Origin of the sequence: uncultured Polaribacter sp., from assembly GCF_947497695.1 — a bacterium.
Classification (GTDB): domain Bacteria; phylum Bacteroidota; class Bacteroidia; order Flavobacteriales; family Flavobacteriaceae; genus Polaribacter.
Genome location: NZ_CANMHM010000011.1, coordinates 1 through 14,284 on the forward strand (window position 1 = coordinate 1; position 14,284 = coordinate 14,284).

The window sequence follows — 14,284 nt, forward strand, 5'->3', positions numbered from 1 at the left end:
AGGACACAAAAAATGTGATTTTTGTGTCCTTTTTTAATCTTGAAAGTAATTTAATGTACTACTTCTGAAAGTGCCTAGTTATTTTAAATTCCATCTAAAATAACAGCCATTTCTTGTTGTAATTCTGCTGCTTTTAAAGCAGCTTTTTTAGCAAAATCATTGTTGTCTGAAGCATAAATAATTCCTCTAGAAGAGTTAATTAGCAAACCAATATTATCTGATAAACCATATTTACAAACATCCTGTAAATTACCTCCTTGAGCACCAACACCAGGTACTAATAAAAAAGAAGTAGGTACTATTTTTCTAATTTCTTTAAAATATTCTGCTTTTGTAGCACCAACAACATACATTAAGTTTTCAGCGTTTTTCCATCCTTTAGAAGTTTCTAAAACTTCTTTGTACAATTCTCTACCATTTATTTCTTTTGTCTGAAAATCGAAAGCACCTTTATTCGAAGTTAGTGCTAACATAATGGTATGTTTGTTCTTAAAAGCTAAAAAGGGTTCTACAGAATCTTTTCCCATATAAGGAGCAACTGTAACAGAATCGAACGCTAAATCTTCAAAAAATGCTTTGGCATACATGGTTGAGGTGTTGCCAATATCGCCACGTTTTGCATCTGCAATCGTATAAATTTCAGGGTAATTTGTATTTAAATACTGAATTGTTTTTTCTAATGATTGCCAACCTTTAATGCCATAAGCTTCATAAAAAGCAGTATTTGGTTTATAGGCAACACATAAATGATGCGTTGCATCAATAATTGCTTTGTTAAATGCAAAAATAGGATCTTCTTCTTTTAAAAGATGTGCTGGAATTTTATTCAAATCCACATCTAATCCGATACATAAAAATGATTTTTTAGCTTTAATTTGGGCAATAAGTTCTTCTGTTGTCATCTGTTTTATAAAAGTTACGCAAAAGTAAGTATTTTTGCTTTTAAATTTAGTGAATACATTAAATCAATAAAATATTTTAAAAGCTACGAATGCACGATTTTTTTCTTTTATGAGGCTAAAATAAAAAATGGTAAAAAATCAAATAAAAATCTATTGATTTTTTATTCGTGATAATTCTATTTTTATTTAATGATAAGTTTAATTTGTGCATTCTTGGTAAAATTTTAATTACACATTATTGGTGTAAGTAATAAATAACTTGCAAGACTAAAATTAAAAAATAAATGTTTAAAAAAGGAATTATTTTAGTTGTATTGATCTCTTTTATGAGTTGTAATTTAGAAAAACCAACGGTGTTTTCAGAGAAGGCATTGAATGAAAAATTGTATGATTTAAATGATGTTTCATCAACATTTAAACAGGTTTTAAATCAACATAAAAGCAAAAAGATACTTATAGATGTTTGGGCTTCTTGGTGTAGAGATTGTTTGGTAGGGATACCAAAAGTAAAGAAGTTACAGAAGCAATTTCCAGAAGTAGTATTTTTATTTTTATCTGTTGATGAAAGAATTGGTGCTTGGAAAAGGGGAGTAGAAAGATATCAAATTAAAGGACAGCATTACAATTTACCAAAAGGAATGAAAGAGGGAGATTTGGTTGATTTTTTAAATCTTAGTTGGATTCCTAGATATGTAGTTGTTGATGAAAATGGCAAAATTTTACTCTTTAAAGCAACAGATGCTTCAGATGAAGACTTGATCAAAGCTTTGAAAACAGAAATATAAAACGTTATCGTAATTATTTGTTTTTATGATAGCATATTGACTTTCCATTTCTTAATTTTACATCAAAATAAAAAAAGAATTTAATACAAACCTTCTAAGGTAAAAAACAATACTTATGAGATCTAAAATAGTAGCAGGAAACTGGAAAATGAACAATGATAAGCAAGAAAGTAAAAAACTTATCAAAGACTTAAAAAAGGCAATTAAAGAGCAAAAATTAAAAAATACTCGTGTAATTGTTGCTCCTACTTTTGTAAATTTATCTGCATCATTAAAAGCAGCTAAAAAATCTAAAATAGAAGTAGTTGCACAAAATATGCATCAAGCTAAAAACGGTGCTTATACAGGAGAAATTTCTGCGGATATGTTAAAAGCAATCGGAATTAAAACTGTTATTTTAGGACACTCAGAAAGAAGAACGTATTTTAATGAAACAGATGCATCTTTAGCAGCAAAAGTAGATGCTATTTTAGAAAATGATTTAGAAACTATTTTCTGTTTTGGAGAATTGTTAGAAGACAGAAAATCTGACAATCATTTTGCAGTAGTAGAAAGCCAAATTTCTAACGCATTATTTCATTTAGAAGCAGCTGCTTGGAAAAGCATTATTTTAGCTTATGAGCCAGTTTGGGCAATTGGTACAGGAGAAACTGCAAGTGCAGAACAAGCACAAGAAATGCATGCTTTTATTAGAAGTATCGTAGCTAAAAAATATAACCAAGAAGTAGCAGATAACGTTTCTATTTTATACGGTGGAAGTGTAAAACCTGCTAATGCAGAAGAAATTTTTTCTAAGCCAGATGTAGATGGAGGTTTAATTGGTGGAGCAGCTTTAAAAGTAGCTGATTTTACAGGAATTATTAAAGCTATTTAAGCACTCTTTTTAAAGATATTTACAATAAATTTGCATCAAGATTTAAAAATCTTGATGCATTTTTTTTACTACTAAGTTTATGGATAATATTTATATAGAATACAACTTTACAATAGCACCAAAAGAACCAGCAACAGAAATTTTAATTGCAGAATTAGGCAATGTTGGTTTTGAGAGTTTTGTTGAAAATGAAAACGGCGTTACAGCATACATTCAAAAAGAAGATTGGGATGCTAATATTCTTGAAAATATTTTTGTGTTAAATTCTGATGAGTTTTCTATAGAATACAAACAAAATGAAGTAGCACAGACAAATTGGAATGCAGAATGGGAAAAGAATTTTACTCCTATTCAAGTAAATGATTTAGTTAGTATAAGGGCTCCTTTTCATGAAAATCCGAATTTAAAATACGATATTGTTATTGAACCTAAAATGAGTTTTGGTACTGGGCATCATGAAACAACTCACATGATGGTAGAGCATTTATTAAACTTAAATTTAACAAATAAAAAAGTATTAGATATGGGTTGTGGCACCGGAATTTTAGCAATTTTTGCTGAAATGAAAGGAGCAAAGCCAACAGATGCTATAGATATTGATAATTGGTGTTATGAAAATTCAATAGAAAATGTTTCTCGCAATAAATGTAAACATATTTCCGTTTTTGAGGGAGATGCTTCTCTTTTAGTAGACAAAAAGTATGATGTTATCATTGCCAACATCAACAGAAATATTTTGTTAACAGATATAAAAGCCTATGTAAATTGCTTAAATGATAATGGTATTTTATTATTAAGTGGTTTTTATAAAGAAGATATACCAATTATTGATGCAGAAGTTTCTAAATACGATTTAAAATTAGAAACTTTTATTGAAAGGAATAATTGGGTTGCATTAAAATACAATAAGTTGTAATTTTGTGGTTATGAGTACAAAAGAAAAAATTCAAGAAGAAGTTGATGTTTTAGAACAAGAAGTTTTTCAACATGAAATAGTGTTGCATAACGATGATGTAAATACATTTGATCATGTAATTGATTCTTTAATTGATGTATGTGATCATACTTTTGAGCAAGCAGAACAATGTGCAACTTTAGTACATTACAAAGGAAAGTGTACCGTAAAATCTGGAGAATTGAAGGATTTAGAGCCTAGATGTTCTAAATTATTACAATTAGGTTTATCAGCAGAATTGGTATAAGAATGGAAAACGTTTTTAAATATTACGAGTTTTCAGCCTTCTTCTTAGATAAATCAGATACTTTTTCTGGAAACGAAATTAGTTTTACTGAATTAAATGATACACATTTTTTAATTTTTGAAAAAAGTAATTCAACTTACAATTTATATGTTTCAAGATATCTTCATAAAAAAGATATTGGTGTAAAAGCACCAGAAATTTTAGAATTATTAGTCAATAATTATGATAAGAGTATTCCTGCTCATCGATTATTGATAAAGCAATATCTTCATTAACCTACCTTTCGTCTAAATAATATTTATAAAAGTTAATTTATTTGTTTTTTTGAAGTGACTTTAAAAACAAGTAGGTGTCATAAATACAAGAACACTATTAAAGTGATTTAAAATTACGATAATATGATTTTGATATAAAAAAAATGAATCTTTATTGATTCTTAATGATATTAGTAGTTAGTTTTATACTAAGTTTGGTTAGACGAAAGGACCTTGGATTTTTATTCAGGGTCTTTTTTATTTAAAGTATTTTAATTAAAAAGTATTGTTTAAAAAAAACAAAATGCCATTTAATTATCAGTATTATAGGTTTTATAGTCTATAGGTTAGTTTTTTTTAAAATAAAAAAAGCTGCATAAAATTAATTAGACAGCTTTATATAAGGTTATAAACTATTTACTTTTTCTTCCAAGGCTTATAGTTTTTATAAGCAGGACCTCTTAATTTAGACCTTTCAGAACCTATTACAATAACTGTTTTGTTTTCAGAATTATTTTCCCAAGCCTTTTTATTTTTATACTCTGGAGAAGATAATTTCTCTGATGAATTTTTAGTAGAAATAACAGTTTCTGTTGCTTTTTTATTCCAAGGCTTTAAGTTTTTATACTCGTAGCTTTTAAGATTGTTGTTGTTGTTGTTGTTGTTATTTTGACCAAAAACGCTTAATGATAAAAATAATATTCCGAATGTTATTGCAAAATTTCTCATGATATTTGGTTTTAAATTATACTCAAATTTACATAAGAAATAAGGCTATTAGGATTGTATGAAATTACGTATTTTACATCCGTATTTATACTTAATTTTTAACATAAAAAGGCTTGTTGTTCTCACTTTTAAAAAATGTTATTATTTTTTTCTAAATTAATTTTATTTTTACTGCTTTTTTTATCAATTCTGCGGTGTTTTTAACCTCCAATTTTTTTAAAATATTTGCTCTATGAGTTTCAATAGTTCTAGAGCTCACAAATAGTTGATTTGCAATTTCTTTAGTGGTAAGACCTTTAGAGATTAGCATTAATACTTCTGTTTCTTTTTTAGAAATAATCTTTTCACTAACGCTATTAGAAGACATAAAATTGATCATTTTTTCTGTAACTTCTGTATTAAAATATTTTTTTCCAAGATATACAGTTTCAATTGCAGTATTGAGTTCTTTTTCGTCGGTATTTTTTAATAAGTAGCCATAAGCTCCACTTTTAAAGCATTTTGCCATATAATTTCCATCATTATGCATCGATATAATAATTGGTTTTATGGATGATTTAATGTCTTTTAGTTTTTTTAAAACATCAAAACCATCCATATTAGGCATGGTAATATCTAAAAGTACAATATCTACTTCCTTATTTTTTTTTATAATATTTAGAAATTGATTTCCATCAGCAACACTGCCAATTACTTCTATATTTTCTTGCTTTTTAACAAGTTCTGTTAACCCATTCCTAAAAAGTTCATGATCATCTGCTATAATTACTTTTATTTTGCTCATATTATTAAAGGAATTTCAATTTCAAAAGTTGTTTTATGTTTGTTGGATTCAATTTGTATTGTACCATCACAAATTTCTACTCTCTCGTAAATATTTGTTATTCCAGATCCTAAGGTTACTTTTTTAACATCAAAACCTTTCCCATCATCAAAATAGAAAAGAGCAACAAAATTATCAAATTCTGATAAAGTAATGGTAATGTTTTTTGCTTCTGCGTGTTTTATAGAATTATTTACAAGTTCTTGGCAAATTCTAAAGATATTAGTTCCTTGATTATTAGATATTTTACTATTTCCTGTATTTGTAGAATCCTCAAATTTTATATTTATGTTTATAGAATTTTCAAGTGATTTTACATAATTTGTAAGCGTAGGACCAACACCAAAATCATCAATAGAAGTAGGCCTTAAAGCACTAGACATTAATCGAATTTCAGATATTGTTGTATCTACAATCTCTTTCATCTCTTTTTTTTGATTTGTGTCTGCTATTCTATTTTCGATGTAAAATTTTAATGAAGTTAAAAGTGGTCCAATACCATCATGTAGCTCTCTAGAAAGTCTTTTTCTTTCTTCTTCTAAACCATCAAACAAGAGTTTTTTTGTAAGTATTCTATTTACTTTTTCTTTATTTCTAAATTCTAATAATTTATCTCTCATGGCAATTAGGCTACTCCCTAATAAATCATTTTTGCTTTTAGGAGCGTGTGTTGCGTTTAAGTTCATTTTACCTAATTCATTAGAAAATTCTACAGCACCTTGCAATGACTTTTTAAGATTTGCTAATGCAGTAAACATTTCTTTTATTTCATTCGATTTTTTAGGGAATTCAATAGTTTGAGTATAATCACCATTAGCCATTGTTTTCAGACTTTCTTTCATGTTATTAATAGGATTTGTAATAATCCTGATTAAGAAAAATGATAAAATTATCGAAATAAAAATAATAGTTATTGTAAGTTCTATAAGTTTAATTTTTAAATTGTTTAAAGGAATGGTAACTTCACTTTCATCAATTTCTGAAAGTAAAATTAATTTAAGATTAGAAATTGTAAGAAGGCTGTATACACTGTATACATTTATGCCTCTATAATCTTTAAAAATAGTTTTTCCTTGTTTTCCTAAAGCTGCACTTTTTACACCATTTGTATTTACAATAATAGAAGAAGGGATACTGTCTTTATAGAATCTAGATTCAGATCTCATGGTAAAGTCAGTACCCACTAAATAAGATTCTCCACTTTCTCCCATTCCTGTTCTTTCTTCAAGAATGGTTTTAATTTTATTGTAATCGATATAGCCAAAAGTATATTTGTTGTTTTTAATAGATACCATACCAATTGTAGTTTTACCTTCTGAGTGATAAGGTGTAAAGTCGTAAATACCCGAAGTTTTAATTTTATTTTTTGGTATCTTTATTTTTTGATCTTCTAAGTAATGTTCCCCATCTTCTAAGTTCAAAAAGGCATTCCATTCATTTTCAATTAAATTTTCAATTTGATTTTTCTTTAATGTCTTAATCGAATTTAATTGAAGTAGTATTCTATCATCCAAAACTTTAGAAAACTGTTTGTAAGATGTTATCGATAAAATTGATACAGCAAAAACAATTAAACTATTAATAATGATGGCAATAAGCGTTTTTATGCTCATTATTTGAGTAAATTTAAGATTGATTAAATGAAGTTAACAAAAAAAATCCTTTAAAATTAATTTTAAAGGATTTTTTTGAAAGTTTACTAGTGACCATGATAGGATTCAAACCTATAACCTCTTGAGCCGTAATCAAGTGCGCTATTCAGTTGCGCCACATGGCCTTTTTGAGGGTGCAAATATAGTAGCATTTTTTTAAAACTAAAAGAGTATTAGTGTTTTTTATGAATTTATTTCTATTTTAAAAGCATCCATTATAGTTTTGGTTATCTCTATCTCTTTATTTTTTACAGAAAGTACATCTATAAAGATTGTAATTTTATAAGCAGATATTTTATCACATTTAATGCTAACTTCACTTAATAAAGGGTTTAGTCTTTAAACAAGAATTGTAGTTTCTATTAATACTTTGCTATAACCCTATTTCATTAAGTTTAGCTTAATGAATTTTTAGTAACAAAAGCTCTCCAGCCTATAATTGCTAGTTGAATTTTTGAAGCTTTAGAAATATCTAGTCCTTTTTTTGTAAAAGAAGGTAAGATTAATTTGTTAATTTTAGCAAGTACTTTAAAAACCAGTTTTTTCATTAGTTATAAATTGATAACCAAATTTACTAAAATTAACTTTGAATTTTTTAAAAGTTTAAGCTTTACTAAAAAAGTTGTTATTTCTATATCCTTTAGCCTATGACATTTATTTTTTATTATTATCTTAAAGTGATAAAAATGTATCTTCGCAAAAAATAATATATATGAGTATTTTTTATGTAATTATAGGACTAGTTTTATTAGTTTTAGGAGGTGAGTTTTTAGTGAGAGCTTCAATTGGTTTGTCTTTTAAGCTACATATTACTAAAATGGTAATTGGTATGACAGTAGTTTCTTTTGCAACTTCTGCACCTGAGTTATTAGTTAGTTTACAAGCAGCTTTAGATGGCTCTCCTGCCATTGCTATAAATAATGTTATAGGTTCTAATATTGCAAATATTGGTCTTGTTTTGGGTATTACAGCAATTATAGGGCCTATTGTAGTGAGTAAAGATTTTTATAAATTGAATTGGCCAGTAATGATGCTGTTTTCTGTTGTATTGTATTATTTTTTATGGAATGATAACCTTTTAACGCAACTAGAAGGCGTTTTTCTTTTAATAGGTTTGGCTATTTTTCTTTTTGTATTGATTAAAAGTGCTAGAAATGAAGATGTTGTAGTGGAAGAAGTAGATGATGCATTGGTTTCAGTTGGGTATAGTAAAATAGTTTTTTGGTTGTTAATTGGTGTTTTAGCCCTATATTTTGGTTCTGAGTTTTTAGTAAAAGGGGCAAAAGATATTGCACAAAATTTGGGAGTTAGTGAGGGCGTTATTTCTATAACCATGATTGCAATAGGTACAAGTGTACCAGAATTGGCTGCGTCTGTAATTGCAGCAGTGAAAGGAGAAAAAGCAATTTCTTTAGGAAATTTAATTGGTTCTAATATTTTTAATATAGCATCTGTTTTAGGGATTACAGCTCTTATAAAACAGATACCAGTAACAGAAGCTCAAATATTATCGAGAGATATTTTTTGGATGTTGGGTTTTTCTGCGGTTTTAATTCCGTTAGTTTTTATGCCAAAGAAATATGTTTTAAGCAGGTTTAAAGGAATGTTTATATTTTTAGGATATGTAATTTTTATATACCTAGTTTTTAAAACAACTGTTTAAATTTATTTTTTTTTTTTTGAGAGTTTTGTAATTTCAATTTTAAGAGAAATTATAGAGATTTGCTTAACCTTTATCTAATCATTTTATAAGATCTCTCTTAGACTAGAAGTGACAATTGTGGTCGTTTTTTTGACACTTACTTTTAGTACAAATTTTTGTCATTTCGAATTCTGGATAAATCACAAAAAGTTGCCCCCTTTTTTTGTTGTTATAAAATATCTCTGTTATCATCAACTTATATTATACCTTATTGCAAATTAAGCGTTTAAAAATAGTTGCTACTTTTTTGCGTTAGGGATTGCAATGGCATCCTTTCTTGTAAGCAAAATAAAAATGAATAAACTCTTATATAATACTGTAAACCTAATGAATTAGATACTAAAAAAAGTTTAGTACAAGAAAGATATAATGGAAAGCCCGACCTTTGGTAACGCCCAAAATAGTGCACAAAAAAACGCTAACAAATACATGTTAGCGTTTTAAATATTATATAAATCGATAAGATTATTTAACTGGCTTTACAGTTTTAATAATTCTTGCAGCAATTTTATAAGGGTCTCCATTAGAAGAAGGTCTTCTGTCTTCTAACCAACCATGATATCCTTTTTCTACAGCGATAATTGGTATTCTAATTGATGCTCCTCTATCAGAAACTCCCCAAGAGAAATCATTAATAGATGCAGTTTCATGTAAACCAGTTAAACGTTGTTCGTTAAACTCACCATAAACCTCAATGTGTTCTTTAGTTACTGGTCTAAAAGCCTCACAGATTTCTGCATACTTTTCTTTAGAACCACATTCTCTTAAAATAGAGTTAGAGAAGTTTGCATGCATTCCAGATCCATTCCAATCTCCTTTTACTGGTTTTGGGTGGTATTCAATGTACCAACCATACTTTTCAGTTAAACGGTCTAATAAGTAACGAGCAATCCAAATTTCATCACCTGCTTTCTTAGCACCTTTTGCAAATAATTGAAATTCCCATTGTCCAGAAGCAACTTCTTGATTAATTCCTTCAAAGTTTAAACCTGCGTCAATACATAAATCTGCATGCTCTTCTACGAAATCTCTACCAAAAGTATTTTTTCCACCAACAGAACAGTAATACATTCCTTGAGGACCTGGGTAACCACCAACAGGGAAACCTAAAGGTAATTGTGTTTTAGAATCCATAATAAAGTATTCTTGCTCAAAACCAAACCAGAAATCGTTATCATCATCTTCAATAGTAGCTCTACCGTTAGAAACGTGTGGAGTTCCATCAGCATTTAACACTTCTGTCATTACTAAATATCCGTTAACTCTAGCAGGATCTGGATAAATGGCAACAGGCTTTAAAATACAGTCTGAAGCTCCACCAGAAGCTTGTTTTGTAGAAGAACCATCAAAAGACCAAAGTCCTAATTCTTCAACTGTTCCTTTAAAGTCATCATGTTCTTCAACTTTGGTTTTACTTCTCATGTTTTGGGTTGGAAAATATCCATCTAACCAAATGTATTCTAATTTAATTTTAGCCATAATATATTATTAATTTTATGTGATGTTCGTTCTACAAAAATCAAATATTTTCATTACATATCAAAAAAAATAGGGGTAAATTTTTTAAAATAGATAAAAAATAATTTTATCCCTAATTTTGAAAGGGTATCTTTGTCTAAAATTAAAAATAAATAGTAAATTTTGGTAATATGTCAAGGATAAGATTCAATGCACTTCAAGAAACACTCCATAGAAGTCCTGTAAAAGTGATTCAAAATGAAAAAAGATCTACACTTTTTGGTCAGCATGTGTTTAATAAACATGCTATGCAACAGTATCTTACACGTGCAGCTTATGAAAGTGTAATGAATGCTATTGAACATGGAACTAAGATAGATCGTAAAATTGCAGATCAAGTAGCTGTAAGTATGAAAGATTGGGCAATGTCTAAAGGAGCAACACATTATACTCATTGGTTTCAGCCACTTACAGGTGCAACAGCAGAAAAACACGATGCTTTTTTCGAATCGATTAACGGAAGTTTAGCAATGGAAAAGTTTGATGGAGAACAACTCGTTCAACAACAGCCAGATGCCTCTAGTTTTCCTCATGGAGGAATTAGAAATACTTTTGAAGCCAGAGGTTATACTGCTTGGGACCCAACATCACCCGCTTTTATTTTTGAAACTACTTTATGTATACCTACAATTTTTGTTGCTTACACAGGTGAAGCTTTAGACAATAAAACACCATTACTAAGATCTTTACAAGCAATAGATACACATGCAACTGCAGTTTGTAAATATTTTGATAAAAATGCAAACAAAGTAAGTGCAACCTTAGGTTTAGAACAAGAGTTTTTTTTAATTGATGATGCTTTGGCACTTTCTAGACCCGATTTATTATTAACGGGTAGAACTTTATTAGGCCATACTTTTGCAAAAGGGCAACAGTTAGATGATCATTATTTTGGTACAATACCAGCAAGAGCTATGAGTTTTATGCAAGATTTAGAGCAAGAATGTATGTTGTTGGGTATTCCTGTAAAAACAAGGCATAATGAAGTTGCACCCAATCAATTTGAAGTTGCACCCATTTTTGAGGAAGCAAATTTAGCAGTAGACCATAATTCTTTGTTAATGGATGTGATGCAAAAAGTATCTCGTAGACATAAATTTAAAGTATTATTCCATGAAAAACCATTTAAAGATATTAATGGTTCTGCAAAACACAACAACTGGTCTTTATCTTTAGATGATAAAACAAACTTGTTAAGTCCGGGTAAAACACCCATGAAAAACTTGCAATTTTTAACCTTTTTTATAAATACCATAAAAGCAGTATATAATTATGAAGAGTTGTTAAGATCTTCTATAGCATCTGCAAGTAATGAATATCGTTTAGGAGCAAATGAGGCACCACCACCAATAATTTCTATATTTATTGGCAGCCAGTTATCTGCTGTTTTAGACGAGCTAGAAAATGTTACCAAAGGAAAATTATCTCCACAAGAAAAAACAGATTTAAAATTGAATATTATAGGTAAAATTCCTGAAATATTACTCGATAATACAGATACAAATAGAACCTCTCCTTTTGCATTTACAGGTAATAAATTTGAATTTAGAGCCGTTGGTTCTTCTGCAAATTGTGCCATACCAATGACTGTTTTAAACACCATTGTAGCAAAACAATTAAAAGAATTTAAAATAGAAGTAGATGCTTTAGTAGATGAAAAAGGCTTGAAAAAAGATGAAGCTGTTTTTAATATTTTAAGAGAATATATAAAAGATTCTAAAAACATTCGTTTTGAAGGAGATAGTTATGGAGAATCTTGGGAAAAGGAAGCTAAAAAAAGGGGGCTAAGTAATAACAAAACAACACCAGATGCTTTAAAAGTTAAAATTGTAGACAACACTGTTTCTTTATTTGAAGAAATGGAGGTAATGAGTAAAGTTGAGTTAGAAGCTCGTTATGAAATTGATTTAGAAACCTACACAAAAAAAATACAAATTGAAGCACGTGTTTTAGCTGATATTGCTAGAAATCAAGTAGTGCCAACCGCTATTATTTACCAAAATACACTCTTAGAAAATACCAAAAACTTAAAAGAAATTTTTGGTGGAGAATATAAAAACATCGCTAAAGAACAAATAGAATTAATTATGGTTATTTCTAATCATATTACCCAAATTAATGCTTTGGTTATTAAAATGGAATCAGAAAAGGACAAAGCAAATAAGCAAATAGGTTTAAAATTAGCAGCACTATATTCTAGTAAAGTAAAACCTTATTTAGTAGATATTAGATATCATTGTGATCAATTAGAAACTATGGTTGATGATAATTTATGGCCTTTAACAAAGTATAGGGAGCTTTTATTTACTAAATAGAATATTTGTTTGGGCGTTTTAACAGGCTTTCATTACTCGCTTCACGCTAAAAAGCGTGAGAGCTCAAACATGCCATTCAATCCTTAACGCATATTGAGAACTTAAAAGGCAAGTCATTTAAATTTACAAATTTGTAATAACAGACCTCACAGGTTTTAAAAACTTGTGAGGTCTTTAAAATCAAAACAATGCTTTCTATCTAGTTAATTTTTTATAACAAATTCATTTTAAAATCTTCTGTTTTTTTTAATCAAAAGACTAAATTTGCAACATTCAAAACAATAATATGAGTCAAGAAGTTTCTAAACGTTATGCACAAAGAGGCGTATCTGCATCAAAAGAAGATGTACACAAAGCTATTAAGAATATAGACAAAGGTTTATTTCCAAAAGCGTTTTGTAAAATAGTGCCAGATTATTTAACAAATGATGATGATTATTGTTTAATAATGCATGCAGATGGAGCAGGAACAAAATCTTCTTTAGCATACATGTATTGGAAAGAAACTGGCGATATTTCTGTTTGGAAAGGCATTGCACAAGATGCATTAATAATGAATATTGATGATTTATTGTGTGTTGGTGCAACAGATAATATAATGTTATCTTCTACAATTGGAAGAAATAAAAGCAAAATTCCTGGTGAAGTTTTATCAGCAATTATAAACGGAACAGAAGAATTAATCGAAGACTTAAAAGGTTTTGGAGTAACGATTCATTCTACAGGAGGAGAAACTGCGGATGTTGGCGATTTAGTACGTACAATTATTGTAGACTCTACAGTAACTGCAAGAATGAAACGTAGTGATGTTGTAGATAATGCAAATATAAAAGCAGGAGATGTAATTGTTGGTTTAGAATCTTTTGGACAAGCAACGTATGAAACTGAATATAATGGAGGTATGGGTTCTAATGGGTTAACATCTGCAAGACACGATGTTTTCCATAAGTATTTGGCAGAAAAATACCCAGAAAGTTTTGATGCTGCAGTACCAAGTGATTTAGTGTATTCTGGAAATACAAAATTAACTGATAAAGTAGAAAATTCGCCTATTGATGCTGGTAAATTAGTGTTGTCTCCAACAAGAACGTATGCACCAATTATAAAGAAAATTATATCTGAATTTAATTCAGATTCTGTACATGGAATGATTCATTGTTCTGGTGGTGCACAAACTAAAATTTTACATTTTGTAGATAATTTACATATTGTAAAAGATAATCTATTTCCTATTCCGCCTTTATTTAAATTGATACAAGAACAATCTAAAACAGATTGGAAAGAAATGTATCAAGTTTTTAACTGTGGCCATCGAATGGAAATTTATGTTTCTCCAGAAATTGCAGAAGATATTATCGCTATTTCTAAGTCTTTTAATGTGGATGCTAAAATTGTTGGTAGGGTAGAAGCTTCAGAAAGTAAGAAACTGACTATTAAAAGTGAGTTTGGTGTTTTTGAGTATTAAATAAAAGCTAAAAAAAGCCAAAACAAATTTTTGTTTTGGCTTTTTTTTAATCAACAAGAAAAC

At 28.7% G+C, this 14,284-nt stretch carries 14 protein-coding genes and 1 tRNA gene; 8 read left to right on the top strand and 7 right to left on the bottom strand.

The features are described 5' to 3' along the window. Nucleotides 1-83 precede the first annotated feature (83 nt). On the bottom strand, nt 84-902 hold the full coding sequence (gene pyrF, locus Q0731_RS10650) for an orotidine-5'-phosphate decarboxylase (RefSeq protein WP_299063816.1): 819 nt from the start codon (nt 900-902) through the stop codon (nt 84-86). Nucleotides 903-1,186: 284 nt separating this feature from the next. On the opposite strand from pyrF, the gene Q0731_RS10655 reads away from it, so the two are divergent. From Q0731_RS10655 to Q0731_RS10675, 5 genes are all read left to right on the top strand, one after another. Next, the gene (locus tag Q0731_RS10655) at nt 1,187-1,687 is read left to right on the top strand and encodes a TlpA disulfide reductase family protein (RefSeq protein ID WP_299063819.1); all 501 of its coding nucleotides are present in this window, start codon (nt 1,187-1,189) and stop codon (nt 1,685-1,687) included. Nucleotides 1,688-1,802: 115 nt separating this feature from the next. After that, on the top strand, nt 1,803-2,561 hold the full coding sequence (gene tpiA, locus Q0731_RS10660) for a triose-phosphate isomerase (RefSeq protein WP_299063822.1): 759 nt from the start codon (nt 1,803-1,805) through the stop codon (nt 2,559-2,561). 79 nt (nt 2,562-2,640) lie between these two features. After that, nucleotides 2,641-3,477 carry a 50S ribosomal protein L11 methyltransferase gene (gene prmA / locus Q0731_RS10665; protein ID WP_299063825.1) on the top strand — a complete coding sequence of 279 codons (837 nt, stop codon included), beginning with the start codon at nt 2,641-2,643 and terminating at the stop codon, nt 3,475-3,477. Nucleotides 3,478-3,487: 10 nt separating this feature from the next. After that, on the top strand, nt 3,488-3,763 hold the full coding sequence (locus Q0731_RS10670; protein ID WP_299063828.1) for an ATP-dependent Clp protease adaptor ClpS: 276 nt from the start codon (nt 3,488-3,490) through the stop codon (nt 3,761-3,763). A 2-nt stretch (nt 3,764-3,765) separates the two neighbouring features. After that, entirely contained in the window at nt 3,766-4,038 is a 273-nt protein-coding gene (locus Q0731_RS10675) for a hypothetical protein (protein ID WP_299063830.1), read from the top strand. Between the two features lie 396 nt (nt 4,039-4,434). Here the strand turns inward: Q0731_RS10675 and Q0731_RS10680 are convergent, their stop codons facing one another. From Q0731_RS10680 to Q0731_RS10700, 5 genes are all read right to left on the bottom strand, one after another. Then, on the bottom strand, nt 4,435-4,746 hold the full coding sequence (locus Q0731_RS10680; protein ID WP_299063832.1) for a hypothetical protein: 312 nt from the start codon (nt 4,744-4,746) through the stop codon (nt 4,435-4,437). Nucleotides 4,747-4,897: 151 nt separating this feature from the next. Next, nucleotides 4,898-5,530, bottom strand: a complete 633-nt coding sequence (locus tag Q0731_RS10685) for a response regulator transcription factor (RefSeq protein ID WP_299063834.1) — start codon at nt 5,528-5,530, stop codon at nt 4,898-4,900. After that, complete coding sequence (locus Q0731_RS10690; RefSeq protein WP_299063837.1) at nt 5,527-7,182, bottom strand: HAMP domain-containing sensor histidine kinase; 1,656 nt, start codon at nt 7,180-7,182, stop codon at nt 5,527-5,529. The genes Q0731_RS10685 and Q0731_RS10690 overlap by 4 nt, the downstream gene beginning before the upstream one ends. Nucleotides 7,183-7,272: 90 nt before the next feature. Further along, nucleotides 7,273-7,346, bottom strand: a tRNA-Arg gene (locus tag Q0731_RS10695). Nucleotides 7,347-7,616: 270 nt separating this feature from the next. After that, nucleotides 7,617-7,769: an SsrA-binding protein gene (locus tag Q0731_RS10700; RefSeq protein ID WP_299063840.1), complete on the bottom strand. Its 153-nt coding sequence runs from the start codon at nt 7,767-7,769 to the stop codon at nt 7,617-7,619. A gap of 164 nt (nt 7,770-7,933) precedes the next feature. Between Q0731_RS10700 and Q0731_RS10705 the strand changes: the two genes are divergently transcribed. Further along, on the top strand, nt 7,934-8,884 hold the full coding sequence (locus Q0731_RS10705) for a calcium/sodium antiporter (protein WP_299063843.1): 951 nt from the start codon (nt 7,934-7,936) through the stop codon (nt 8,882-8,884). Nucleotides 8,885-9,388: 504 nt separating this feature from the next. On the opposite strand, the gene Q0731_RS10710 is transcribed toward Q0731_RS10705, so the two are convergent. Next, entirely contained in the window at nt 9,389-10,402 is a 1,014-nt protein-coding gene (locus Q0731_RS10710) for a glutamine synthetase beta-grasp domain-containing protein (RefSeq protein WP_299063846.1), read from the bottom strand. A 170-nt stretch (nt 10,403-10,572) separates the two neighbouring features. On the opposite strand from Q0731_RS10710, the gene Q0731_RS10715 reads away from it, so the two are divergent. Both Q0731_RS10715 and Q0731_RS10720 read left to right on the top strand, forming a co-directional pair. Continuing rightward, on the top strand, nt 10,573-12,756 hold the full coding sequence (locus Q0731_RS10715; protein ID WP_299063848.1) for a glutamine synthetase III: 2,184 nt from the start codon (nt 10,573-10,575) through the stop codon (nt 12,754-12,756). Between the two features lie 286 nt (nt 12,757-13,042). Beyond that, a complete protein-coding gene (locus Q0731_RS10720; protein ID WP_299063851.1) occupies nt 13,043-14,221 on the top strand; it encodes an AIR synthase related protein in 1,179 nt (392 codons plus the stop codon). Nucleotides 14,222-14,284: the final 63 nt, after the last annotated feature.

Coding starts and splice junctions, on each gene's coding strand:
- pyrF (WP_299063816.1), bottom strand. CDS start 902: ATGACAACAGAAGAACTTATTGCCCAAATTAAAGCTAAAAAATCATTT.
- Q0731_RS10655 (WP_299063819.1), top strand. CDS start 1,187: ATGTTTAAAAAAGGAATTATTTTAGTTGTATTGATCTCTTTTATGAGT.
- tpiA (WP_299063822.1), top strand. CDS start 1,803: ATGAGATCTAAAATAGTAGCAGGAAACTGGAAAATGAACAATGATAAG.
- prmA (WP_299063825.1), top strand. CDS start 2,641: ATGGATAATATTTATATAGAATACAACTTTACAATAGCACCAAAAGAA.
- Q0731_RS10670 (WP_299063828.1), top strand. CDS start 3,488: ATGAGTACAAAAGAAAAAATTCAAGAAGAAGTTGATGTTTTAGAACAA.
- Q0731_RS10675 (WP_299063830.1), top strand. CDS start 3,766: ATGGAAAACGTTTTTAAATATTACGAGTTTTCAGCCTTCTTCTTAGAT.
- Q0731_RS10680 (WP_299063832.1), bottom strand. CDS start 4,746: ATGAGAAATTTTGCAATAACATTCGGAATATTATTTTTATCATTAAGC.
- Q0731_RS10685 (WP_299063834.1), bottom strand. CDS start 5,530: ATGAGCAAAATAAAAGTAATTATAGCAGATGATCATGAACTTTTTAGG.
- Q0731_RS10690 (WP_299063837.1), bottom strand. CDS start 7,182: ATGAGCATAAAAACGCTTATTGCCATCATTATTAATAGTTTAATTGTT.
- Q0731_RS10700 (WP_299063840.1), bottom strand. CDS start 7,769: ATGAAAAAACTGGTTTTTAAAGTACTTGCTAAAATTAACAAATTAATC.
- Q0731_RS10705 (WP_299063843.1), top strand. CDS start 7,934: ATGAGTATTTTTTATGTAATTATAGGACTAGTTTTATTAGTTTTAGGA.
- Q0731_RS10710 (WP_299063846.1), bottom strand. CDS start 10,402: ATGGCTAAAATTAAATTAGAATACATTTGGTTAGATGGATATTTTCCA.
- Q0731_RS10715 (WP_299063848.1), top strand. CDS start 10,573: ATGTCAAGGATAAGATTCAATGCACTTCAAGAAACACTCCATAGAAGT.
- Q0731_RS10720 (WP_299063851.1), top strand. CDS start 13,043: ATGAGTCAAGAAGTTTCTAAACGTTATGCACAAAGAGGCGTATCTGCA.